The organism is Psychrobacter sp. 1U2, from assembly GCF_051847575.1.
Genome location: NZ_JBPYDC010000013.1, coordinates 67,628 through 90,562 on the forward strand (window position 1 = coordinate 67,628; position 22,935 = coordinate 90,562).

Annotated in this window: 20 protein-coding genes; 11 read left to right on the top strand and 9 right to left on the bottom strand. The window is 44.7% G+C overall.

The window, feature by feature from the left end; all coding sequences use genetic code 11:
- Nucleotides 1–244 precede the first annotated feature (244 nt).
- The 4 genes from ACS8FD_RS08035 to ACS8FD_RS08050 all read left to right on the top strand — a co-directional run bounded on the left by ACS8FD_RS08035 (nucleotide 245) and on the right by ACS8FD_RS08050 (nucleotide 4,302).
- Nucleotides 245–1,348: a ChuX/HutX family heme-like substrate-binding protein gene (locus tag ACS8FD_RS08035; RefSeq protein ID WP_439275316.1), complete on the top strand. Its 1,104-nt coding sequence runs from the start codon at nucleotides 245–247 to the stop codon at nucleotides 1,346–1,348.
- 156 nt (nucleotides 1,349–1,504) lie between these two features.
- A complete protein-coding gene (locus ACS8FD_RS08040; RefSeq protein ID WP_439275317.1) occupies nucleotides 1,505–2,338 on the top strand; it encodes a heme/hemin ABC transporter substrate-binding protein in 834 nt (277 codons plus the stop codon).
- A 74-nt stretch (nucleotides 2,339–2,412) separates the two neighbouring features.
- Nucleotides 2,413–3,423 carry a FecCD family ABC transporter permease gene (locus tag ACS8FD_RS08045; RefSeq protein ID WP_439275318.1) on the top strand — a complete coding sequence of 337 codons (1,011 nt, stop codon included), beginning with the start codon at nucleotides 2,413–2,415 and terminating at the stop codon, nucleotides 3,421–3,423.
- A gap of 48 nt (nucleotides 3,424–3,471) precedes the next feature.
- Nucleotides 3,472–4,302 carry an ABC transporter ATP-binding protein gene (locus tag ACS8FD_RS08050; RefSeq protein WP_439275319.1) on the top strand — a complete coding sequence of 277 codons (831 nt, stop codon included), beginning with the start codon at nucleotides 3,472–3,474 and terminating at the stop codon, nucleotides 4,300–4,302.
- A gap of 255 nt (nucleotides 4,303–4,557) precedes the next feature.
- Here the strand turns inward: ACS8FD_RS08050 and ACS8FD_RS08055 are convergent, their stop codons facing one another.
- The 3 genes from ACS8FD_RS08055 to ACS8FD_RS08065 all read right to left on the bottom strand — a co-directional run bounded on the left by ACS8FD_RS08055 (nucleotide 4,558) and on the right by ACS8FD_RS08065 (nucleotide 6,925).
- Nucleotides 4,558–4,728 carry a hypothetical protein gene (locus ACS8FD_RS08055; RefSeq protein WP_439275320.1) on the bottom strand — a complete coding sequence of 57 codons (171 nt, stop codon included), beginning with the start codon at nucleotides 4,726–4,728 and terminating at the stop codon, nucleotides 4,558–4,560.
- A gap of 29 nt (nucleotides 4,729–4,757) precedes the next feature.
- Nucleotides 4,758–5,789, bottom strand: coding sequence for an LLM class flavin-dependent oxidoreductase (locus ACS8FD_RS08060; protein ID WP_439275321.1), 1,032 nt, complete (start codon nucleotides 5,787–5,789; stop codon nucleotides 4,758–4,760).
- Nucleotides 5,790–5,983: 194 nt separating this feature from the next.
- The gene (locus ACS8FD_RS08065; RefSeq protein WP_439275322.1) at nucleotides 5,984–6,925 is read right to left on the bottom strand and encodes a LysR substrate-binding domain-containing protein; all 942 of its coding nucleotides are present in this window, start codon (nucleotides 6,923–6,925) and stop codon (nucleotides 5,984–5,986) included.
- Nucleotides 6,926–7,341: 416 nt separating this feature from the next.
- Between ACS8FD_RS08065 and ACS8FD_RS08070 the strand changes: the two genes are divergently transcribed.
- From ACS8FD_RS08070 to ACS8FD_RS08090, 5 genes are all read left to right on the top strand, one after another.
- Entirely contained in the window at nucleotides 7,342–9,006 is a 1,665-nt protein-coding gene (locus tag ACS8FD_RS08070) for an AmpG family muropeptide MFS transporter (RefSeq protein ID WP_439275323.1), read from the top strand.
- Between the two features lie 79 nt (nucleotides 9,007–9,085).
- Nucleotides 9,086–9,964 (top strand): peptide chain release factor N(5)-glutamine methyltransferase, encoded by an 879-nt coding sequence (prmC, locus tag ACS8FD_RS08075; protein WP_439275324.1) that lies wholly within the window; start codon nucleotides 9,086–9,088, stop codon nucleotides 9,962–9,964.
- Entirely contained in the window at nucleotides 9,961–10,761 is an 801-nt protein-coding gene (locus ACS8FD_RS08080) for a HesA/MoeB/ThiF family protein (RefSeq protein ID WP_439275325.1), read from the top strand. Before prmC ends, ACS8FD_RS08080 begins: the two co-directional genes overlap by 4 nt.
- A gap of 211 nt (nucleotides 10,762–10,972) precedes the next feature.
- Complete coding sequence (locus tag ACS8FD_RS08085; RefSeq protein WP_439275326.1) at nucleotides 10,973–12,301, top strand: ABC1 kinase family protein; 1,329 nt, start codon at nucleotides 10,973–10,975, stop codon at nucleotides 12,299–12,301.
- 109 nt (nucleotides 12,302–12,410) lie between these two features.
- Nucleotides 12,411–13,709, top strand: a complete 1,299-nt coding sequence (locus tag ACS8FD_RS08090) for a YbfB/YjiJ family MFS transporter (RefSeq protein WP_439275327.1) — start codon at nucleotides 12,411–12,413, stop codon at nucleotides 13,707–13,709.
- Between the two features lie 21 nt (nucleotides 13,710–13,730).
- Here ACS8FD_RS08090 and ACS8FD_RS08095 read toward each other — a convergent pair whose 3' ends face one another.
- The gene (locus ACS8FD_RS08095) at nucleotides 13,731–14,228 is read right to left on the bottom strand and encodes an Lrp/AsnC family transcriptional regulator (protein WP_439275328.1); all 498 of its coding nucleotides are present in this window, start codon (nucleotides 14,226–14,228) and stop codon (nucleotides 13,731–13,733) included.
- Nucleotides 14,229–14,543: 315 nt separating this feature from the next.
- On the opposite strand from ACS8FD_RS08095, the gene leuA reads away from it, so the two are divergent.
- Both leuA and ACS8FD_RS08105 read left to right on the top strand, forming a co-directional pair.
- The gene (gene leuA / locus ACS8FD_RS08100) at nucleotides 14,544–16,292 is read left to right on the top strand and encodes a 2-isopropylmalate synthase (protein WP_439275329.1); all 1,749 of its coding nucleotides are present in this window, start codon (nucleotides 14,544–14,546) and stop codon (nucleotides 16,290–16,292) included.
- A gap of 351 nt (nucleotides 16,293–16,643) precedes the next feature.
- The gene (locus tag ACS8FD_RS08105) at nucleotides 16,644–17,261 is read left to right on the top strand and encodes a hypothetical protein (RefSeq protein ID WP_439275330.1); all 618 of its coding nucleotides are present in this window, start codon (nucleotides 16,644–16,646) and stop codon (nucleotides 17,259–17,261) included.
- 113 nt (nucleotides 17,262–17,374) lie between these two features.
- Here the strand turns inward: ACS8FD_RS08105 and accC are convergent, their stop codons facing one another.
- From accC to ACS8FD_RS08130, 5 genes are all read right to left on the bottom strand, one after another.
- A complete protein-coding gene (gene accC, locus ACS8FD_RS08110) occupies nucleotides 17,375–18,727 on the bottom strand; it encodes an acetyl-CoA carboxylase biotin carboxylase subunit (RefSeq protein WP_439275331.1) in 1,353 nt (450 codons plus the stop codon).
- 46 nt (nucleotides 18,728–18,773) lie between these two features.
- On the bottom strand, nucleotides 18,774–19,202 hold the full coding sequence (gene accB, locus ACS8FD_RS08115) for an acetyl-CoA carboxylase biotin carboxyl carrier protein (protein ID WP_439275332.1): 429 nt from the start codon (nucleotides 19,200–19,202) through the stop codon (nucleotides 18,774–18,776).
- 322 nt (nucleotides 19,203–19,524) lie between these two features.
- A complete protein-coding gene (locus tag ACS8FD_RS08120) occupies nucleotides 19,525–20,895 on the bottom strand; it encodes an MATE family efflux transporter (protein ID WP_439275333.1) in 1,371 nt (456 codons plus the stop codon).
- Between the two features lie 174 nt (nucleotides 20,896–21,069).
- Nucleotides 21,070–22,122: a hypothetical protein gene (locus tag ACS8FD_RS08125; RefSeq protein ID WP_439275334.1), complete on the bottom strand. Its 1,053-nt coding sequence runs from the start codon at nucleotides 22,120–22,122 to the stop codon at nucleotides 21,070–21,072.
- A 162-nt stretch (nucleotides 22,123–22,284) separates the two neighbouring features.
- Nucleotides 22,285–22,758 carry an EVE domain-containing protein gene (locus tag ACS8FD_RS08130; protein WP_439275335.1) on the bottom strand — a complete coding sequence of 158 codons (474 nt, stop codon included), beginning with the start codon at nucleotides 22,756–22,758 and terminating at the stop codon, nucleotides 22,285–22,287.
- Nucleotides 22,759–22,935: the final 177 nt, after the last annotated feature.

A 22,935-nucleotide genomic window follows, 5' to 3' on the forward strand; every position in this document is an offset into this window, starting at 1 on the left:
TTACACAGTAAAAGTAGGGTGAATCGAGTAAATGAAAGTTACATAAGTCTTAATTTCGAGTAACAAAGTCAGCATAGACTAATATAAATGATATTGATTATCAACATGTAAATAATAATTATTATCGTTTACAAATTAAAAAAAGTTGGTCATAATGCGTTTTGTCAGTGAGCGCTCGCATATTTTATTAAAAAATAAGCATGGAGACGCCGCTTTTTATATTTGACTAATAGAGGAGACGACCATGACTCACCCCATTCAACTGGTCCAAAAAGACATCGCACTTTGGCAGACCTATCAAGACAAAAAAGCCAACACACCGATGTTATTTCCCACCGAAGGCTCAGCAGCATTGGGCGTGAGTGAGTTTGAGTTGTTACTTGCCTCACCGCATAGCCAGTATATTGGTGGTCAATGTAGAGAGGTGCTTGAGCAATTTGAGAGTTTTGGTCCGGTTGAGAGCATCGTGCGTAACGCCTTAGCCGTTCATGAAAAAACTGCGCTATATCACAATCTAAAAATCGGCGAAAAAATGGGCATCGCGCTTAATGTTGGTGGTCTTGACCTGCGTTTCTTTATGTGGCGCTGGCAGCACATGCTTGCCATAACCGATCTTAATAGCGGTAATCCCTCTTATAGCATTCAGTTTTTTGATGAGCAGGGCGCGGCGATTGATAATGTATTTTTACGTGAATTAAGCGAAGATAATATTTCGCGCTGGCAAGCGATGGTTGATGAGCAAGCGCAAGCAGTTGATGTGACTGAACTAATGATTGAGCAAGCCGTCGCACCAAAAGCTTGGCAATACAAAGAATTAAATGATGACAATCGTGACAAACTACAGCGTAGATGGCGCAAAATGACGGACGTGCATCAGTTTTATCATATTTTGAATAAGCTTGAGATTGATCGCGCCAGTAGCTATATACAGGCGCCTGAAGGGGCTGCATACCAATTAAGTACTAATGCGGTGACCGCTGTTTTTGAGCAAGCGCGCGATAGCGAGTGTCCCATTATGATCTTTGTTGGCAATAGCGGATTGGTGCAAATTCAGACCGGCACGGTTAAGACCATCAAACGTATGGGTGATTGGATCAATATCTTAGATAAGAGTCATAATGACTTCACCTTGCATCTAAAAGACCAAGCCTTAGCGCAATTGTGGTGCGTAAAGCGTCCAACCGCTGATGGTATTGTCACCTGTATCGAAGGTTTTGATCAGTATGGTACTAGCATCTTGACCGTATTTGGTCAGCGTATGGAGGGCACAAGCGAGCTTACAGCATGGCAAAAAATCACCGCTGATATCGTGGCTGAGTATGAACAAAAGGCAGCAGCCATCGCATAAGCTACTTAAATATTAGCTTACCATAACTTTATTAATAAAAATAACGCAGACAAGCCGCCACCATTATTAAATATGGTGATCAAGATTCAAGCAATACAAAACGGCAGTCTGCGATGCCAAAATAAGCCTGTTTGTTAAACGCTACAAGGAACGTTTATGTTCGCTCAATTATCATCTTCCACTTTTTCTCGCACACGTTTTATATCATCTGTCCTTCTCGCCAGCCTCTGCGCGCTGCCGACCTTATCCGCGCAAGCTTATGAGCGCATCGTTGCCATGAGTCCTGATGTGGCAGACGTCGTCGTCGCACTAGGCGCGACCGATAAGCTGGTCGGTAAGGACGCCACCAACAGTCATCCTGCCTTAAAAGAGGTACCACAAGTAGGTATGCACCGCAATATCACTGCTGAGTCTGTCTTAGCAGTTAAGCCAGATTTGGTACTGGGCAGTTATATGGTGCAACCAGTTAGCGTTTATAAGCGCTTAAATAACTTGGGCGTCAAAGCCGCCAATGTTGCGCCAAAAGAGGGCGTTGATTATTTTGCCAATAGCATCAAAGCCACAGGTATCTATGTCGGCAAACGCGAGCAGAGTGCAAAACTTGCAAACCGTTGGTTTCAGGATATGCAGCCGTTAGCAAAAACAGGAAAACGCTATATCTTAAGCTATGATGGGCGCATTGTCGCAGGCAAAGGCACGGTGGGAGATGAGCTAATCCGCCGTGCTGGTGGTATTAATGCCGCGAATGTCTCAGGGCTCAAACCCATGTCGCGTGAAGGCTGGCTGGCTGCCAAGCCTGATGTGGTTATCATCGCCGATCATAACGAAAAAGTCATCGGCGGCGTCGATAAGTTTAGCAAGCGTCCTGAGATTGCCGTAAGCAATGCTGCCAAAAATAACAAGGTTGAGTTCTGGCCTGCCGATAAGTTTTTGCGCTACGGTCTAAATTCTCCAGAGGTTATTAAGTCGCTACATAATACGGCAAAATAATGGACGCTCTAAACACTCATTTTACGGATCTCACGGTTTAATTTCTCATTTATTACGCTATAGACGATACCCTTATGTCAAACAGTGCCACCTCTAAAAGCCATGGCCGTCCAAGTGTGGGCGCGCTCAATATTCCTAGTAAATATAAGCGTAGTGTCTATTACATCTTAGCAGCTTTGGGCTCAGCGCTACTCATTTGGTTGGCTTTAGGCATTGGCTTTGGTGAATGGTCAAGCCCGATGAACCTTGATGAGACTATTTGGCAACTGCGTTATCCACGTGTGGTGACTGCTTTATTAGTGGGCATGGCGCTATCCGTTAGCGGGGCGGCATTACAAGCATTATTTGAGAATCCATTAGCAGATCCTAGCCTTATTGGCACTTCCGGTGGTGCGGCATTGGGCGTGGTATTGATGCTTGCTTTTGGAATTGGTGGTATTGGTATTCCTTTTGCTGCCTTTACCGGAAGTGTGATCGTCTGTTTATTTATTTTAGGTTGTCACCGGTTTTTGGGCGGGGGACAGATGGGGCTGCTCATCTTAGGCTTTGTGATTAGCGCCTTTTGTGCGGCAGTAGTTAGCCTAATCTTATTCATGTCTGATGATATGGTACTGCGATCCGCGACCAATTGGCTGTCTGGCAGTATGGCGGAGGCGGGATTTGTGCCGCTTAGATACTCGATTATCTCGATGATATTGGGCTTATTGATTCTACTGCCATTAGGACGTCAGCTTGATGGCCTAATGTTAGGAGAGAGCGCCGCTAAGTCTTTGGGGATAAAAGTGGGCGTGGTACGCTGTATGGTGGTGGTGGCCTCGGCACTGCTGACAGGGGCGGCAGTGTCGCTAGCAGGTGTCATTGGGTTTATCGGTATGATGGTGCCTAACCTTTTAGCGATACTATTTGGCGGCGGGCGTATGCGCCTTATGATTTGGTCAGGCTGGCTTGGCGCGATGGTGTTATTAGTCATTGACGGCGCAGCAAGGCACGTGGCGTATCCGATCGATGTGCCCGTGGGCATTGTGCTGGCGCTACTTGGCGGGCCATTTTTTATCTGGTTATTTGTGCGTAGCAGTCGCCGCTAGCGCTAGCTATTGATAGCACTTAGCCATTTACAAGGAATAGGAGTCGTCATGTTCCCTTCTTTTTTTACCACTGATAAAGCGTCTACAGATCATTTTGCTGATTTAGGTGACGGTGATGAGCTGTTAACCATGCAAAACGTGCATATCGCGCACGGCGATAAGACATTGCTAAGCGTCAATGCGATTACGATACCTAGCCACAAACTAGTAGCTTTTATTGGCCCAAATGGTGCAGGTAAAAGTACCCTGCTACATACCATTTTAGATCAGCATACTGGCAGCGGCTTGACCACATCCGGTCAAATCACCATTCAGGGTCGATCGATGGATGAGGTATTAGGCGCAGGGCACATTGCTTGGGTCGGGCAGCATGAGCGCTTTGAGTTGCCATTGACGGTGCTAGATTATGCGCTGCTTGGGGTGACGCCCAATCTAGCGTGGTATCAGCGCCCAAAGACTGCGCATGTGAATCGCGCTCGGCATTTGCTGCATGACTTTGAATTAACTAGTTTATTGAGTGCGCGCGTCCAGACTTTATCAGGTGGTGAAAAACAGCGCTTAGCTATTGTCCGCGCCTTGATGCAAGACACAAGCGTACTGATGTTTGATGAACCTACCAATCATTTAGATATTCGCCACCAGCGTTTTTTATTACAGTATTTGCATAATCTTGTGCGTTACGAGCGCAAAAGCATCTTAGTGGTATTGCATGATTTGACCCATGCGCATCGTTATACTGATGAGGTAGTATTGCTGCATGGCGGGGAGGTGATAGCACAAGGCGCACCTGATACGGTGATGACGGCAGATCAGTTAAGTGAGATGTATCACGTTGATATCAAAGCGCACAAAACAACAGATGGTCTAGTATTTGTATAGTTATTCGGCCCTACATTTATCATATAAAATATCCTAAGCGTTATTAGTACGATGTGTTGTCCTGACTACATCAACCTGTTAAAGAGCGTCAATGGTTTTGTATACTATTATAAAGGTAGGATGAACACTAATAGGGGTAAATGAATAGCAGTTAACACGAGCTAACAGGTTAATATAAAATTTTCCACAGTATAAATAAAACCTCCTGCTCTAGCGAGCAGGAGGTTTTATTTACGCTAAAATTAAAGAGTTTACTTAATGGCGCTTGTTACGATTGCGTCGCTCTTCACGCCGAGCTTTACCTTTTGGGCTGACACGATAAGTTAAATAGCCAAAAAATACTAGAACGATAATAAAAGCGACTATATACAAAAATATAGAGCTTCCAATAAACAACGATGCAGCGATCACAGGAGTAGCTTCCATGTCAGGTTTCCAATTAAGGCTTTTAATTATTATGCAACGGCTGCATCACCTTGTAAAGTAAACAAATTTAACTGAGGGGTGAGCTCAAGTGAGCGTAGACGCGCCGCTTGGTCATAAACGTTAGCGGTAACAATGAGCTCGTCAGGTTGGTAGCTCTCGATAAACTCAGCAAGCTTTGGTTGAACCGTCTCCACAGATCCTATAAATGACACAGATAGCGCATTATCGACCATCGCTTTTTCGCTGGGGCTCCAGATAGTACTCATATCGGCAACAGGCTTTGGCATTTGGCCTTTTTCACCGCGGCGCAGACGTACAAAGCTTTGCTGTGCTGAAGTAAAGTGATAATTCGCCGTGTCATCGTCATCCGCTAACAGTAAGTTTGCCGCTAGCATTAAGTAAGGCTTATCGAGATAAGCGGAAGGCTTAAAGTTGTCGCGATAAGCCTTGATGGCTTGGCTAATCATCTGTGGGGCAAAGTGAGAAGCAAACACATAAGGCAGACCTAGATGCGCCGCTAGTGTCGCACCAAAAGTCGAAGAGCCTAATATCCATACGGGTACTTTTGATTTAGCGCCAGGAAAAGCTTGAACCGGACTGCTATCGGTATTATCACCAAGAAAATACATCAGCTCTTGCACATCTTGCGGGAAGCGCTCGGCATCTTTCATCTGCCGACGCAGCGCCTGAAAGGTCGCGCCATCAGTACCCGGTGCACGGCCTAAGCCCAAATCCACGCGATCGCCATATAATGCTTGTAGAGTACCGAATTGTTCAGCGACAACAAGCGGCGCATGGTTTGGCAACATAATACCACCTGCACCAATACGGATACGCTCAGTCTGGCTGCCGATGTGCGATAGCAGAACGGAAGTCGCGGCACTCGCGATACCTGCCATATTATGATGCTCAGCCATCCAATAGCGATTGAAGCCAACTTCTTCCGCTTTTCGTGCCGTTTGCACGGTTTGGGCGATGCCTTCAGCTATTGTTTTACCTTCGGGTACGGGAGCTAAATCTAAAAATGATAAAGGAATGGTATCAGTATTACTGTTAGTCATATCTCACCTATTATTAAGTAGTAATAAGCGTTAATAAGCTTTAGGCAGTCTTTTTTATTATCGTTTAAGACGGCTAAGACAAAGCTTGAGCGCTTGATACTCTATATAATGGGGCAGGTCATAAGTTTATAAAGGGCTGTGTTAACGAGGGTAACAAATCTAAAATGGCAAGGTCGCACCCTATAAAGGTTTTATTAAACCACGCCTTTGTGATCAAATTGCTGCTGACACAGCTCTATAAAAGCACGACCATACTGGCGAACCTCAGCGTCATCACGCACCGCCATCCAGCTCGTAAAGCGGCCAAAATGATCGACCGGTATAGCGGTAAGATTATGATAGTGACTTGGCTCAAACGCCATCTCAGCGATAATCCCAATACCTAAACCTAACCCAACATAAGTACTGATCACATCAGCATCAAGAGCCGCTAGCACGATATCAGGCTCAAGGCCTGCATCGCTAAAGGTCTTGTCGATTGAACCGCGACCGGTAAAACCGCCATGATAAGTGACAATAGGGTAGCTGGCAAGCGTCGGTAAGTCGATAGACTCTAAACCTGCGAGCTCATGATCTTTGGGAACGATAATGCGATGCGTCCAATCATAGTAGCGATAGCAGCGTAGATAGTTATTATGTAGTAAAGATTCGGTAGCAATACCAATGTCAGCCTGCCCGCGAATAACCATCTGCGCGATAGTCTCAGGGTCAGCCTGCTGCAGAATTAAATTCACTTTAGGAAAGCGCTCTTTAAAGGCTTTAACCACATGTGGCAAAACATAACGCGCTTGCGTATGAGTAGTGGCAATCGTTAGCGTACCGGTATTGGGGTTATTATAATCAAGGCTGAGGTTTTCAATCGTGCGAATCTCAGCAAAGATAGCTTCGATATGGGGCAGTAGCGCGGTGCCCATATCGGTAAGGCCGGTTAGACGCTTGCCTTGACGAATAAACACATCGGTTTTTAGTTGGTTCTCAAGCGCGGCGATGTGCTTTGATAGGCTCGATTGACTGGTATGCAGCACGGTTGCCGCTTGGCTCAAATTATAGCCGTTGATGACGGTATGCCAAACAGTCTCAAGCTGTTTAAGCTGAATTTGCAAGTGTCGCTGATTGACTACTACGTCGATTGCCATAATCTATTCCTCAAATAAAACCTATCAATACTTTTAGATTAGTCATTAAATCACAAACTCTTTACTAAAGGTATTGAGACCGGTACTAAACCATCTTAAATCTCACAAGCGATTAGTTTAAAACAAAGCTATTATTCTTGTATATACTAGATAGATATCTATTTATGCTATTTTGGCATAATGCCGATTAAGCTTTCATTCTTCAATTACTACAAATTTTGGTAATAAAGCATTAATAGTTCTGAGAGTTTAAGACACAGCAGCACAACGTTTAGAAACGTTTAGATGATTAAGATTGAGATAGAGGAAGGTTTGGCAAGTTAATTAAAAAACATCTAGTCATCGATACCGTTCTCAAGTACCATTATTCAATTTTCTTATGTCCTCTCTTTAAAACCTAAGTTTGGTGAGTCGTTATGTCCACTGTCAAACCTGTACCTCCTAAGCCACCTGCCGCCAAGAAATCACTGAGCGAGAGCCTAAAGGCCTATCTCGATCGCCGTGCCATTATCATGCTGTTTTTGGGTTTTGTGGCGGGCATCCCTATTTTACTTATTTTCTCCAGTCTCTCTTTATGGCTGCGCGAAGCAGGGATTGACCGTAGTGTGGTGACCATGTTCAGTTGGGCCGCTCTAGGTTATGCCTTTAAGTTCATTTGGGCGCCGCTTATCGATGCGGTACCGCTGCCGATATTGACTAAGATGCTCGGACGCAGACGCAGCTGGATATTAGTCTCGCAGCTACTTATTATCACCGCTATTTGTATTATGGCAGCCGTCAATCCCGCTAATGAAGGCAGTCTATTTTTGATGGCGGTAGGCGCGGTACTATTAGGCTTTTCATCAGCGACGCAAGATATCGTCATTGATGCGTATCGCATTGAGCTGGCGCCGCCAAGCTTGCAAGCGGTACTATCGGCTATGTATGTCACCGGTTATCGTTTAGGGATGATAGTTGCTGGCGCGGGCGCTTTGTATTTAGCGGACTACTTTGGCTCAACCGAGGCACTGTATAGCTACGAGGCTTGGCGCAATACTTATTGGATTATGGCGGGCGTCATGGGTGTTGGGGTGATTACGACTTTAATCATTCATGAGCCTGTCAGCCAACAAGTGCTAGTGCAGCGTGAGACGTCTGACTACACGCGTTTGGTGTTAGTATTCGCGATTTCTGTGATAGGGTTTGTGCTGGTATTTGCCAATGTAGGCGCAGTATTACCTGTGGTCGAAGGCGTATTCACAGGGTTCTTGCTCGAAGTGATACGTATGGCGGTTAGTCTGGCCGCGGCTATAGGTATAGGTTATGGTTTGGTCAAAGCAAACTTAGTAGCGCCAGAATTTGCACGCGTCACTTGGGTCGAGCCTATCGCTGATTTTTTTCGTCGTTATGGCAAAAAAGCCTTGCTGTTATTAGCCTTAATTGGTCTTTACCGTATCTCTGATATCGTCGCAGGTGTTATCTCCAATGTTTTTTATCAAGATATGCAATTTACCAAAGTCGATATCGCTAATGCGGTGAAATTAGTTGGTGTTGTCATGGCGATCGGCGGTGGTTTTTTGGGCGGGTTGTTGGCACAAAAAATGCGTATCATGCGCGCGATGATGGTCGGTGCGGTACTCGCTTGTGTGACCAATCTACTGTTTATTTTGCTGACTTACCATCCAGGTAGTTTGCCTTATATGTATCTGGCTGTTATTTTAGACAATCTAGCTGCGGGCCTTGCTAGCGCGGTGTTTATTGCTTTTCTATCGGCGCTGACTTCTATTCGTTTCACCGCGGTGCAGTATTCGATATTCTCATCCTTAATGACCTTATTACCCAAAGTCATAGGCGGTTATTCAGGCTCTATTGTTGATAGCACCAGCTATCCGTTCTTCTTTTTGTTTACCTTTGCTCTTGGCATTCCTATTTTGGCACTGATTTATTACGTTGATAAGCATATTATCATTGGTGATAATGACGATTATGATAGTGATAATAATGATGGTATGAGTAATGATGACACTGATAAAGGTCTTGATTTAGCCAAAGCTAACCCTAATCTAACGCAGACCAAAGAGCCACCGCGAGCTACTGAGTAAGGTAGTCGTTGAGGTTTTTATTATTTATAGTGGATGGATTATATTGTAATCGATGTTAAGTGGTACATAAGAGCGGCCTATGACTGCGCAGCACATACAGAGCATAAAGCAAATCAAGATCGAAGCGCTAGCCTTGTCAAAGTCTTTAGCAGTTCCAGCGTTTTGGATTACCGATTGGCTGCTTTATGTCATCGATAGACCAGCGCTATTTCTCATGACAGATGACAGCTATCAGCTGACAAGTAGCGAACTTGCGCACTTTAATGCTGGCATTGAAAAGATGCAGCAGGGCATACCCTTGGCTTATCTAGCGGGTCATCAAGCATTTTGGTCGCTTGATTTTAAGGTGAACGCGCATACACTCATACCGAGGCCGGATACTGAGGTACTGGTTGAGCAAGTACTGGAGTGGATTGAGAGTCATGCGTTTGCTGATAACAAACAATCTAAACGTTTGCTAGATTTAGGTACTGGCTCTGGCTGTATTGCTATCAGTCTTGCTTATGAATTAAAACAGTCAAACTGGCAAGTCGTCGCTGTTGATTTATCAGCAGGGGCATTAAGCGTAGCTAAGCAAAACGCTAGCGACAACCAAGTAGATAATATCAAATTCATCCAAAGCAGCTGGTACAAGAAGCTAGCGAGCGACTCTAAGCAGCTGTTTGATATTATCGTCTCTAACCCTCCTTATATTGACGAGACTGATGAGCATTTGCAAAGGTTACAAGCTGAGCCTATCAGCGCATTGAGCGCGCCCAACCAAGGTTTAGCTGATATTGAGCATATCGTGCAGCAAGCGCCGAATTACTTGCAGCAAGATGGCTTACTGGCGATTGAGCATGGCTACGATCAAGGCGAAGCGGTTAGAGATATTTTTTATCATCATGGCTTTGAGGCGATCAAAACCGTTAAGGATTATGGGGGTAATGAGCGAGTTACCCTAGGACAATTAAAATGACAACTAAACTACCCTCTGAAGATAGCCAAAATCTCACTGACGCTGAGTTACTGCGCTATGCTCGGCAAGTGTTATTAACAGGTTGGGATATTGACGCGCAGCTGCGTCTGAAGTCTTCTCGAATCGTGATGATTGGAGCCGGGGGCTTAGGGTGCCCAGCGTCAGAGACGCTAGTGCGGGCAGGGCTTGGTCAAGTGCATCTAATCGATGATGATGTGATTGAGATGAGTAACTTACAGCGCCAAAGCTTATTTTTGCCAGGCGACATCGGTGCGCCAAAAGCATTAACCGCTGCGCAGATGCTTAAGCAGATTAATCCTTTGATAAGCGCCAAAGGAACAGTCGCACGTTTAACTTTAGATAATGCCTACGAGCTATTAGAACTAGCTACTGGCAAGCCTGATCTATTATTAGACTGTACTGATAATTTTGCGACTCGCGATATTATCAACCGTATCAGTGTACGCTATCAGATTCCGTTACTATCAGCGTCAGCGATTGCTATGCAAGGGCAGTTGGCTTTGTTTGAGCCGCAGCTGCAGTCAGGCTGCTATCATTGTGTGTTCGGCGCTATCGCCATGGACGAGGCAGTAGACGAGCGCACTTGTGCCAATTCAGGGGTCCTTGCCAGTACTACTGCTATTATAGGTAATTTGCAAGCCAATGCGGCGCTACAGTATTTAGGACTAAATAACAATCCACTGACAGGCAAGCTTTTATTGTGGGATGGTAGCCGTATGCAGCAGCGGATGATGGGCTATCGTCAAGATACCAGTTGTCCGGTATGCGCGCTATGATTTTGTACGGGTTGCATCATAGCAAGTTTTACCAATGATTAGCTAATGGCAATACTTTTATCATATAGCCGTCTTTATCATAGCGTTAGAGTACTGCTGTATTATAACTTTGCGGCATGACCACTATTTTATAAATCCTTACCTTTCCAACTGCGTTTAGTTGTTATCATCTACTCCTTTTTCTTATCATTTATTAAGACAGTTAGCCGTTATGAAATTATATCGTCCGCATTTATTGAAGCATAGTCTGAATGTCGCCAACCGTATCCGTCAGACCGCAAGCGTTGCTGGATTGTCAGCGCTACGTGTGGCGAAAGGTGAAAAACCTGACGCGCATCTACTAAAAGAAACCTTTGAGCAATTAGGTACTACTTATATAAAAATAGGGCAGTTTATCGCTAGTACGCCTTCACTGTTTCCGCGTGAATACGTCGAAGCCTTCCAAGGGTTTTTGGACCAAACCACACCGTTGCCTTATAGTTATATTGCCCAAGTATTAACTGAAGAGCTCGCAGTTGATGGCTTAACTCTGGAGGATCGTTTTGCTGATATCGAAGAGCAACCATTAGCTTCTGCCTCGATTGCACAAGTGCATGTCGCCCGCCTGCACAACGGTGATGAAGTGGTGCTCAAGGTACAAAAGCCTGGTGTTGAGACAATCATGCAGACCGATCTAGGGGTGCTACACGGTGTAACTAAGCTGCTTGAGCTGCTCATGCCGTCGATGAAGTTTGCGAGCATCGCGCCTATTATTGATGAGATACGCCTGCGCATGCTCGCTGAAACTGATTTTATTGCGGAAGCTAAGAATATTCGTGATTTTCAGCAGTTTCTAAGCGTGTCAGGTAATACGCGAGTTGTCGCACCGCAGGTCTATGACGAGCTGACCACCAAGCGCGTATTGACGATGAGCCGATTGCACGGCGTCTCTATGATTGACGAGAGAGCGATGCGCCAGTATTGCAACGATCCAGCACAAGTCATGGCGGATACCTTGAATACTTGGTTTGCCAGCCTTATGCTCTGCAATAGTTTCCATGCTGATTTGCACGCGGGCAATCTGATGCTACTGACTGATGGTCGTATTGGCTTTTTGGATTTTGGTATCGTCGGTAAGCTAAAAGCGCAGAGCTGGCGTGCTTGCATGGGTATGATGCAGGCCTTGCAGGATAATGATTATCGGGCAATGGCGCAGTGTATGGTCGATATGGAGATGACCAAACAAGAAAGTCATGTCGATATCTCTTCGTTAGCGGCGGACTTACAGCGCATGATGCAGACAATTATGGCAGAAGATATTGCCTTTACGAGCGGCGTCCCTTTTAATACCAAAGAGCAAGCCGACGAGCTCAATAAGATGATGCTAGAGATTGTCGAGGTCGGTAAGCGCCACGGCATTCATTTCCCTCGAGATTTTGCTCTATTGACCAAGCAGCTGTTGTATTTTGATCGCTTCATGCGCACCTTAGCACCAGATATGGATATGTTTAGCGATCAAAGAGTCGCCATGTTAGGTCGACCCGATACCGTGAGCGAATAGAGGTAAATGGCTACGAGTTAAAGCCCTATCTAGAGTCTTTGAAAATAGTACGAATACCAAGGATGGCGTGTTATGAGTAAAAACTGGCGTAAGCGAACCTTGTCATGACGTGGGTTTATTTCAAGCGCTTGATCATAATGTTGGGCTGGCTATGCTAAAAATATCGCCGTCTCGTTTTATTCCTTCAATTACCAATGAAACCGTCATCGCGTGGATAGGTCTTTATTGCCTAGCCGTGGTGATGGGCTATGGACGTTTTTTATTTACCGCCACCTTGCCTGATATTATGAGCGTGCTTTCGCTTAGCACTACGATCGCTGGATGGTTGGCATCGGTTAATTATATGGGCTATTTTATTGGCTCATTGATAGCGATGTTTGTGCCTCATCGTCTGACGTGGCGAGCCTTAATGCTTGGTACTTTGTTAAGTATCGTCACCACCTTATTTCTATTTGTGTCAAACCTGCCTTTAAGCCTTTGGTATATTATCCGCTTATTCGCCGGAATCGCGAGCGGTATCGGCATGATATTGGGCTCCTCTTTTATTATCCAAAGCTTCAGTAGCCATAAGCGATCCTTACTATCGACGGTGCACTATGCCGGTATCGGTGTGGGTATTAGCGCCTCAGCCATCCTGACTTGGTGGCTACTTAGTCTTGATCTACATTTTTATAGTATTTGGCTAATAGCGGGACTGAGTAGCTTGCCTTTGCTGGTTTTGCTCTACGCCATTCGTCCCGATAGATATTCGCAAAATGATACAGCAATTAACCAGCAGCCCTCTATAAAACAGACTTATGTCAATTTTAAGCGTTCGCTGTATGAGGCGATGGTTGGTCAAAGCAGAGCTGTTTTATTATTGTCACTGAGCTATGTGTTAGCAGGGTTTGGTTATATTACCTCAGCGACTTTTTTACCAGTGATGGCGGTGCAGCAACTACCGACGCAGACCCATGCCGGACTACTGATTTGGTTAGTGGTTGGGGTGTTTGCTATGCTCTCGAATCCACTATGGGGCGCATTGGCTAAGCGTATTGGCGAGACCAAAACCTTGATAGGACTGACTCTACTACAGGCTTTAGGAATGTTTGTACCGTTGTGGATCGCAGGCGCGCTGGGCTTATATGTCAACGCGGCTATTTTGGGAGCGACCTTTGTCGGTATCGTCTCGATGACTTTGAATATCATCAAGAACATAAATCCTGCTTACTCTAATCTTTTGATAGGTTTAGCGACTTTGGCGTATGCGGTAGGGCAGTTCTTAGGACCGCTTGTCACCGTGGCTTTAGCTGGTGCAAAGGATAGTTTCAACGGTGGATTGCTAGTAGCGGGTATTGGCTTGATCATCGGATTTATACTGATTTTAGGGTTTAGCCAGCAGATGAAGCAAGTCAGTCAACGCTCGTAAGTTAAGGTCAAGCGGTACAAACTATACGATGCTACGACTAAAGACCTCTCGCAGCTCAAAACTAGTATGCACTTGTGCCACGCCTTCGATACGATTAAGTCTATGTAATAAAAATTCTTCATAATGTGCCATGTCTCGCACGCGCACTTTTATCAGATAATCTTCAGTACGGCCGGTGACAATGCTACAGCTGATGACTTCATCGAAGCTTTGTACTTTGCGCTCAAACTGCTCAAAACGCTCGGCGGTATGACGATCCATGCTAATGGCAATAAACACCGCTAGTGGATAGCCCAATTTTTGCGCATCGGTTTGGGTGTGATAGCCAGTAATAATGCCACTATCTTCTAAGCGCTTTACTCGGCGAGCACAAGGGGTAGCTGAAAGATTGATATGCTCAGCAAGTTCAGTGATGCTGATACGCGCGTCTGTTTGTAATAACTGCAGTAGACGCTTATCAATCTCATCGAGAGGAGTAGCGAGTTGATTGCTTTGGGTTACAGAGCCTTTATTATTCATATTATACATCTTACGTCATAATATTAGGGTTTTTAACTCATTATAAAGATAATATTGGAATTATTCACTAATACTGATAGTAATTATGTCAAATTAAGCCGTATTTCACTTTGCAAACCTTGTTATTATAATGGCATCACTTGTAGTTTTGTTTTATGATAAAGCTAAGCAATAAGCAACTAGATTATTATGCCACTAAACATTAAGCCTAAGGATTACTTCTCTTCGTTTAAGCCATTAATTTATTAGGTTATCAACCTATCGATCTAACCCTATTCATTTTAGGGACACCTTTTATACCACTGAGGATCTGTTATGTCTGCAACTACCACTCGCACCGCCAAGATCACACCTAAACATGCCGCCTTTGATTATCAAAAATATCGCCCATTTGCCTTTGCGCCGCTATTATCGGATCGTACTTGGCCAAGTAAAACGATTGAAAAAGCGCCGATTTGGGCAAGTGTGGATCTGCGTGATGGTAACCAGGCCCTGATCGATCCGATGACAATCGAACAAAAAATGCGTTTCTTTAAGACTTTGGTTGAGGTTGGCTTCAAAGATATTGAGATCGGCTTTCCTTCTGCTGCACAAGTTGAGTTTGATTTCGCCCGCCAGTTGATTGAAGAAAACCACGTACCAGAAGACGTCACGCTACAAGTATTGGTACAAGCGCGCGAGCACCTAATTGCTCGCACCTTTGAGTCTTTAAAAGGGGCTAAGCGGGCTATCGTTCATGTTTATAATTCTACCAGCCGTATTCAGCGCGAAAAAGTCTATGGTAAAACCCAAGCTGAGATCAAAGAGATTGCAGTCGCAGGCGCGCAGTTGCTAGTGGACTATGCCGCTAGGTATCCAGAGACAGAGTGGGTGTTTCAATACTCACCTGAGAGTTTTAGTCAGACAGAGACCGAGTTTGCGGTAGAAGTCTGTGACGCGGTTTGCGAGGTATGGCAGCCACAAAACGGTCAAGAGGTTATCTTTAATTTACCTGCGACCGTTGAGGCTTCTATGCCGAATATATTTGCCGATCAGGTAGAGTACTTCTGCCGCAATTTAGCCCAGCGTGAGCATGTGATTGTCAGCCTACATACGCATAATGATAGGGGCTGCGCGGTAGCAGCAGCGGAGCTTGGCGTGCTAGCAGGCGCGGATCGTATCGAAGGAACGTTACTAGGTAATGGCGAGCGTACCGGTAATATGGACGTTATGGTCATGGCGATGAATTTATTTAGCCAAGGGGTCGATCCTGAGCTTGATTTTAGCAACATGAGCGAAATCGTCCAAGTGGCCAGCGAATGCAACAACTTACCGGTGCATCCGCGCCATCCGTATGTGGGCGAGCTCGTCTTTACCGCCTTTAGCGGCTCTCATCAAGACGCGATTAAGAAGTCGCTTGATTATAACGAAAACCATGCTGATGAGACGGAGAACTTCTGGGATGTGGCCTATCTACCGATAGATCCTGCTCATATTGGTCGTAGCTATCAAGACGTGGTACGAATCAATAGCCAGTCTGGTAAGGGCGGCGTGGCATATATTTTACAGCGGGATTACGGCTTTAACTTACCGCGCTGGATGCAGATTGACTTTAGTAAAGTAGTACAAAAGCAAGCAGAACAGACAGCGCGAGAATTGCAAAATGATGAGATTTTGCAGACCTTTGAAACCACTTACTTGCAGCAAGGGGATTTTGATCTACTTGACTACAATGTCAGCAATAAAGGCGGTGAGGTCTTCTTCGATGGTCAAGTACAGATGAATGGCGAAACAATTACCATTAAAGGCAACGGTAACGGGCCGTTATCTTCTTTTATCGATGGCTTAGCTCATCATACCGGCAAATCACTGCACATCATTAATTATGCAGAGCATGCCATTAGCACCCAGCATACCGACAATGATAACGACAATAAAACTAATGCCAATGCTGCTGCTTATATTCAGCTTAATGTTGATGGTGAGGTCTATTCAGGAATCGGAACTTGTAGCAGCACCGTCTCTGCCATGCTAAAAGGCGCCTTGTCTGCTTTTGCTCAATCCTCAGTAACGAGCGCAGCATAGCTTTTATTAGTAGGTAAATTAAGTCTAGCTGCAAAGCTGTTAGCTCAAAGCGTCACTACTCATTGCCTCAAGCATTAAGTAGTGACGCTTTTTGTATGGGGCAGCTTAGCACGGCCCATCATTTGAACATTAGTTATTTGAGTACTAAGTACATTTCTACCAGTGCGTCATTATCTGTCGTTTAACTGGCTAGAAAACAGTGAGAAGCATAAAGTTACTTGTCTTTTCAACGGCAAAGATTTACGCTGAAGGTTAAAATACGAATTAAAGTTTTAATAACTGGGCTAATTACAATATTAGTTACAACGCCAATTTAATTAAAACGCCAATGACAATAAATAAAGGCTGATTATGGAACCCCTCTCATTTGCTTCATTTACTCTAGCAGGCATTTTGTCAACTTTTCCGACTCCTGGCCAGCAGGTTAGCCAAGCGGTGATCACCACTCACATCAGTCCAGCTATAGCAGGCCAATGGGAGATCGAACTCGATAGCAGCGATGATGCTACCTTTGAGCGCACTTTGTCTAACGTACAGCAAAGCGAAGAAGCAAACATAGCATCTGATAGTAGGTTAGGCGGTATCGTGGCGCAAGATGAGCAGCGTATCGTGACACCTAATCCTATAGTAGATGAGAAAAGCGATGATCTGGCTATGAATCTGTCAGCGGCTAATGCGAAGCAGTGCCGTGAGATATATCATTTTGGGGAAGATAATGAGATGTGGGCGGTGAGCGGTGACGAATGGACTTATGGCCGTTACATCGTCAATCATCTGGAAACAGGACTACCCATCATTGCGCTAAAAACGATTTATGATAATAATGAAGTAGACTGCTCAGGCAACCAAGTGGATCAAAGCGATGAAGCGTTTATCGCTTTTTTGAAGCATGATGATAATCAGATGCAGTGGTGTGCTGATCCTGAAGGTCAAGAGTGTTTTATGAACTTTAAAAAAGTATTGCCTTAAGTTTTTAATCAAAGTTTTCAATTAAACGCTTGATTAATACCCACAATAAAAAGCCGCTATTTATGGAAATAGCGGCTTTTGTTTTTTCGAGAATAGTGTAGTGATGAAAAAAGCTATGACTTCTTAGTTGACTGCAATAGCTCATTTTCTAGATAATGAATATTTTGTGCTTCTTCGACAAAATTGGGATCCGCCAAAATAACGTCACGGTGCAAAGGAATATTGGTTTTTATCCCTTCAATGATCAGCTCATCTAACGCGTGCAAGGTTTTTGCTATGGCTTGTTGACGGGTTTGACCATGACAGATCAGCTTACCGATTAACGAGTCATAATAGCTTGGGATCTCGTAACCGGGATATAGGTGCGAATCGAAACGCACACCAGCGCCGCTAGGACTATATAGCTGAGTTATCGTGCCGGGTGAGGGCGCAAAGGTTCTAGCATCTTCAGCATTGATACGGCACTCAATCGCGTTCCCTTGAATCTCAATCTCGCTTTGGCGATAGGAGAGACCATAGCCTGCTGCAATCTTAAGCTGTTCGACAACCACGTCGATACCAGTAATCATCTCTGTGACCGGATGCTCAACTTGTACCCGAGTATTCATCTCAATGAAGAAAAACTCATTATTTTCGAATAAAAACTCAAAAGTACCCGCGCCGCGGTATTTGACAAGCTCACAAGCTTTAACGCAGGCTTGTAGTATAGGCTCACGCACGTCATCTGGAATATCAGGAGCGGGCGCTTCTTCTAGTACTTTTTGATGACGGCGCTGTAGCGAGCAGTCACGATCGAATAGATGAATAGCATTGCCGTTACCATCGCCTAATACTTGCACCTCTACGTGGCGAGGGTTTTGTAGATAGCGCTCCATATAGACGGTATCATCACCGAACCATAGCTCCGCTTCTTGTCTTGCTGCTTGAACTTGACCAACCAATTCATCGAAGCGTTCAACGACACGCATGCCGCGGCCGCCGCCACCTGAGGCCGCCTTTATCAATAACGGAAAGCCAATATTACGCGCTTGCTCTTCGGCGTTATGCATCGTGACCGCGCCGACCGAGCCTGGGACGGTTGGCACGCCAGCTTTTTTCATCGCATTGATGGCAGAGACTTTATTACCCATTAGGCGAATATGATCGGCGTTAGGGCCTACAAAAGTGAGACCCGCTTCTTCTACACGTTCAGCAAATTCAGCACTTTCGGCCAAAAATCCATAGCCCGGATGGATAGCATCAGCTCCTGAGATCTCTGCTGCTGTCAGGATTGTGCTGATATCGAGATAGCTCTGGTTGGCGTTTGGCTTGCCGATACAGATAGCCTCATCTACAAAGCGTAAATGCATCAAATTAGCATCAGCGGTCGAGTATACACCAACGGTCTCGATACCAAGGGCTTTACAGGCACGAACAATACGTAGGGCAATCTCACCCCTATTGGCGATGAGCAGTTTTTTTATCATGAGGTCATCCTTGTCGAAGACGTTCTAGAGTAGGGTAAGTGCCGTTTTAAGCTTTGTAGCGGATAACGGGTTGACCGAACTGCACTACTTCAGAGTTATCGACTAAAATCTCAGCGATAACACCGCTTTGAGTGGCTTCTAAAGGGTTCATAATTTTCATAGCTTCGATAATACCTAAAGTGTCGCCTGCTTGAACCTGCTGACCGACTTTGATAAACGGCGGATCGTTAGGGCTAGGGGCGGTATAAAATACCCCAACCATAGGAGAGGTCTCAACGCTACCAGCTTTGGCCGCAGGTTTAGCACTAGCGGCTGCAGGGGCTGCGCCAGCGGCTGGAGCGGCCATTACTGTGGGCGCTGGCGCATCATAGTGACGAGTCAAGCTAATGTGTTCATCGTCAGAGCTAACTTCTAAATTGACGAGCTCGTTTTCTTCCATAAGGGCGATTAGCGTGCGTATTTTTTCAATATCCATTTTTATCAGGGCCTTATACTCAGATTTAAAGAATTAAGTTTAAAAATTAGGTTTAAAATTTTGTATTTATGTGGCTGACAGTCAACAAGTATAGCGTTCAGTTTATCCACACTTAACGAATGACAGTGTAACAAAGTATTTAATCATTAATGACTCATGATACCTATCTTCGCGGCAATGAGCAATCAATGTACAGTTGTTAACTGAAAATTTTTACATATTATTGACGTAATGAGTAGTGTTAGCAATATAGGTTAGATGTTATGTCTTAATATCTGCTATAAAAGTCATTACTTGGCATAAGATAAATAGTGAATAACGGTTAAGGCGACCATGCTATAGTTAAGCGTTTTTGCTGATAGCGTAGACGAATAGTCAATAAGATAGAAGCCAAAAATAGACCCGTAATCAAAGCCATCCAAAATCCTTGCGCGCCAGTATCGGTATAGCGCACTAGATAAATACCGAGCGGTAATGCCACTATCCAATAGCAAAACAGCGTCACCCACATGGGCACAGTCGTATCTTGCATACCACGTAAGATCCCAGCGACATTGACCTGCCAGCCATCAAATAGCTGATAAGCTAAGGCAAATATTAATAAATGCATGGCTTGAGCGCGCACGGCTGGATTGTCAGTGAAGGCCGCGGCTAACTGGGGACGGAACAGCCAAACGCCTAACATAGACGTCAGCGCGATCAACACCGTCCAAATAAGGCCCGTCACTTGTACGTGGCGTAAAGCTAGCAAATTCTTTTCACCAAAGCGGTTAGAGATCATAATAGTCAGTGCCATAGCGACTGAAATAGGAATCATAAATAACTGAGAGGTAACGGCTAATGCGACCTGATGCGAGGCAGTTGCCAACTCGCCAAGCGGGCTAATGACGAGCGCCCCTAAACTAAACAAACTGGCCTCAAAAAAAATAGAAACACCAATCGGAATACCTAACTTTAAAAGTTTTGCGATCTGAGCACGATTAGGCGCACTAAAGGCATAAAAGAAGCGAGTATTAGCGAATTGTGCTCGCTTAGTAAAAGCGGTATACACCGCCAGCAATAAGACATTTATCCAAAGGACAATAGCCGTTGCTACCCCGCAGCCGGCACCGCCCATCTCTGGCATACCATATAGACCATGAATAAAAATGTAGTTCAGCGGAATATCAGCGAGCAGGCCGATGATACTAATGATGGTTACCGGTTCAGGCCGACCTAAAGCTTCACAATAGCTACGAAGTACTGCATAGACGGCGAGCGCTGGAAAGCCAAAAGAGACGCCAAACAGATATTGCGACGCTATCGGTTGAATATTCTCAGGAACGCCCATCCACGGCAATACATTGGGGGCTAAATTGACGATAATGAAGCCGATAATACCGATAGCCGCAGCGGTCCATAAAGACTGCTGAGTAATATAAGGCACATCACTATGATTTTTTTGGCCGACCGCTTCACCTATGAGTGGCGTCGTGGCAATTAAGATACCAGTAGCTAGTAAGAACAGTGGTAACCAAATACCAGAGCCCACTGCCACTGCCGCTAGGTCAAGCGCAGACACTTGACCTGCCATAATCGCATCTACTACGCCTAAGGCAGCTTGGCAAAACTGAGTAATTAAAATAGGAAACGCTAGTACACCTAAACGTAGGCTATAGCTTTTGAAGTCTTTAAAGGATATTAGGGATGGCATAGTTAGCAACTGATTGAAATAAAATAACCCATCAATCCAAGCGATGAATTGATGGGTCAAAAAAAGAAGAATAAACCGGCGTTAAAGGCATAAAATTACCTCAACACGAGTATAGAAATGATAATTAATAAACTTATATTAATGTACCTATATTATAGCGCTAACAGACATAAATTATAAGCTTTCGGGCAAATCTAAAACCAAAGCTTGGTATCCAAGTAGAGCATTATTGTCGTCAAAAGCTTGTACTATAAAAGCATAATTGGTCGAAACGCTAGGTATAATAGGGGTAAACTGCTGCTCATTATTGCTCAAAACGAGGTTGCGAGAATAACCATTAGCGCCACTCTCAGCTTTATTAACATCTATTTGACTCACTAAGACGCGCTTAGTACCGATAGGGTTTTGCCAAGTTAAGCGTTTTTGACTACCCACACCGGTGACATCGAGCGCCATTTCAGCCTTAGTGTAGTCTAGAGCATAAGTGGTAAAATTAGAGCGGTCACTTAAAGTATAAGTAACATCGCAATTGTACTCACCGCTAGATAGAGTTTTGCCGCCCAAACCGTCTTGGTACTCAAAGCTACCGCGCCAAGGCATGCCCGCTTCATCTTCTTTAAAGCTACCGGCAAAAGTAGTAAGCAAGTTGGGCGTCTCAATACCTAAGTCATTGACGTACTTTATATCCAAAAATTCCAAAGTATCTAGACTACCAGTCACTTTACCCGCTATATAGTTATCGACTTTTACCGCTGAATTAATACCCAAGCTATTATTCTCTTGGCAGTCTTTTTGCTGGTAGCTAAAGCTACCTTCGACGCTGCCAGCGCCCGCTTTACTGATATCAAAGTAGACAGCACCGATATCGATATCATTACTGTCGCCATCGCTTAGCTCGACAAAATGCCCAACATAGAGGCCGCCACGACCACCTTCAGGGGTAAGCTTATCCAAGAATTTATCTAGAGTCTCAGAAGCGTCCTCGGGTAAGAAAACCGACTCTAATACTTCAGCCATACTTTTTTCTTCTGGGCTTAGTTTATCTTCGACTCGTTTATACTCCTCCTTGATACTGTCTTCGAGGCGATCATATTCTTCATTGACTTGATCTTCAATACGGTCGTACTCCTCTTTGATCTTGTCGCCATCGCTACCGCCGCAGCCATTGAGAGTGATAGCGAGTAGACTTGCTGTTAAGGTGGATAAAGCCAGTTTAGATAGAGTCATATGGGGTTCCAAAAGGGTAGAGATAGGATAAATGAGAAGTAAGCAAACCAACAAAAATGATAGAGATAGCGGGCTACAAGTCATATAATAACGAATAATAAAGTTTTAAACCCTTTTTTATTTAGAACCAATTGTAACGTTCACAGCCATAATAATAGCTATTTATAGTAGCTTTAAGCTCTCAGCCATATCCATAATCGCTTGCCAGTGTTTAGGCTCAAGTGGAATCACCGTTAATTGCTCACAGCCTTTTTTGAGTAATAATGAATCATCAAGTGCCGGTATAAACTTCAGCTCTGATAGCGGTAGTACTTCTTTGAACTTTTGCTCAAATTTCAGATCGACCATATACCAGCGTGGCTGCTCTTCGGTTGCTAGCGGGTCGTAATGGCGATGCTCGGGATGAAACTGGCTCGGGTCTGGGTAACCGGCTTTGACCACGCTCATGATACCCGCGACTCCAGAGGGTTTAGCGCTAGAGTGATAAAAGATCACTTGATCGCCGACACGCATGTCATCACGCATAAAGTTGCGGGCGCGGTAATTGCGCACCCCGTCCCAGCATTCGATGCCTAAGCGCTGTAGATCGGCTATACCGAAGTATTTGGGATTAGATTTCATCAGCCAGTAAGCCATATATCATCCTAATTTTTGCTTAATTTTTCTAGTTTAATACTAGTAGCATTGTAATTTAACCAGTATAGAGCTTTACTTTGCCTAAAACACTGAATCATTATGAGCTATGCTGAAGAAACCGTACAACTAAACTTGGTAAACTAAGCGTATTGACAGGAGTTTACCATGACCAAGAAA

What these genes read in the sequence shown, in the direction of transcription:
- ACS8FD_RS08035 (WP_439275316.1), top strand. Translation starts at nt 245, where the DNA reads ATGACTCACCCCATTCAACTGGTCCAAAAAGACATCGCACTTTGGCAG.
- ACS8FD_RS08040 (WP_439275317.1), top strand. Translation starts at nt 1,505, where the DNA reads ATGTTCGCTCAATTATCATCTTCCACTTTTTCTCGCACACGTTTTATA.
- ACS8FD_RS08045 (WP_439275318.1), top strand. Translation starts at nt 2,413, where the DNA reads ATGTCAAACAGTGCCACCTCTAAAAGCCATGGCCGTCCAAGTGTGGGC.
- ACS8FD_RS08050 (WP_439275319.1), top strand. Translation starts at nt 3,472, where the DNA reads ATGTTCCCTTCTTTTTTTACCACTGATAAAGCGTCTACAGATCATTTT.
- ACS8FD_RS08055 (WP_439275320.1), bottom strand. Translation starts at nt 4,728, where the DNA reads ATGGAAGCTACTCCTGTGATCGCTGCATCGTTGTTTATTGGAAGCTCT.
- ACS8FD_RS08060 (WP_439275321.1), bottom strand. Translation starts at nt 5,789, where the DNA reads ATGACTAACAGTAATACTGATACCATTCCTTTATCATTTTTAGATTTA.
- ACS8FD_RS08065 (WP_439275322.1), bottom strand. Translation starts at nt 6,925, where the DNA reads ATGGCAATCGACGTAGTAGTCAATCAGCGACACTTGCAAATTCAGCTT.
- ACS8FD_RS08070 (WP_439275323.1), top strand. Translation starts at nt 7,342, where the DNA reads ATGTCCACTGTCAAACCTGTACCTCCTAAGCCACCTGCCGCCAAGAAA.
- prmC (WP_439275324.1), top strand. Translation starts at nt 9,086, where the DNA reads ATGACTGCGCAGCACATACAGAGCATAAAGCAAATCAAGATCGAAGCG.
- ACS8FD_RS08080 (WP_439275325.1), top strand. Translation starts at nt 9,961, where the DNA reads ATGACAACTAAACTACCCTCTGAAGATAGCCAAAATCTCACTGACGCT.
- ACS8FD_RS08085 (WP_439275326.1), top strand. Translation starts at nt 10,973, where the DNA reads ATGAAATTATATCGTCCGCATTTATTGAAGCATAGTCTGAATGTCGCC.
- ACS8FD_RS08095 (WP_439275328.1), bottom strand. Translation starts at nt 14,228, where the DNA reads ATGAATAATAAAGGCTCTGTAACCCAAAGCAATCAACTCGCTACTCCT.
- leuA (WP_439275329.1), top strand. Translation starts at nt 14,544, where the DNA reads ATGTCTGCAACTACCACTCGCACCGCCAAGATCACACCTAAACATGCC.
- ACS8FD_RS08105 (WP_439275330.1), top strand. Translation starts at nt 16,644, where the DNA reads ATGGAACCCCTCTCATTTGCTTCATTTACTCTAGCAGGCATTTTGTCA.
- accC (WP_439275331.1), bottom strand. Translation starts at nt 18,727, where the DNA reads ATGATAAAAAAACTGCTCATCGCCAATAGGGGTGAGATTGCCCTACGT.
- accB (WP_439275332.1), bottom strand. Translation starts at nt 19,202, where the DNA reads ATGGATATTGAAAAAATACGCACGCTAATCGCCCTTATGGAAGAAAAC.
- ACS8FD_RS08120 (WP_439275333.1), bottom strand. Translation starts at nt 20,895, where the DNA reads ATGCCATCCCTAATATCCTTTAAAGACTTCAAAAGCTATAGCCTACGT.
- ACS8FD_RS08125 (WP_439275334.1), bottom strand. Translation starts at nt 22,122, where the DNA reads ATGACTCTATCTAAACTGGCTTTATCCACCTTAACAGCAAGTCTACTC.
- ACS8FD_RS08130 (WP_439275335.1), bottom strand. Translation starts at nt 22,758, where the DNA reads ATGGCTTACTGGCTGATGAAATCTAATCCCAAATACTTCGGTATAGCC.